Here is a 212-nt window from a genome sequence, read left to right on the forward strand (position 1 = left end):
ATCGGAGATGTAACAGTTGATGAAGGAGCCGGAACTGCAACAGTACCAGTAACTATCGATGTACCAAGTTCAGAAGATACCGTAATAAGTATCACAACAACAGACGGAACAGCTGGCACATCAGATTACACAACAACAACTACTACAGTAACAATCCCAGCGGGAGCGACAAGTGTAGATGTTACCGTGCCAATCTTAGATGATAACATTGA

At 42.9% G+C, this 212-nt stretch carries 1 protein-coding gene; it reads left to right on the forward strand.

The window, feature by feature from the left end:
* On the forward strand, positions 1 to 212 hold a 212-nt coding region (locus tag Q0935_RS15880), incomplete at both ends, for a Calx-beta domain-containing protein (RefSeq protein ID WP_299388360.1).

This window comes from uncultured Lacinutrix sp., from assembly GCF_947500605.1.
GTDB lineage: Bacteria > Bacteroidota > Bacteroidia > Flavobacteriales > Flavobacteriaceae > Lacinutrix.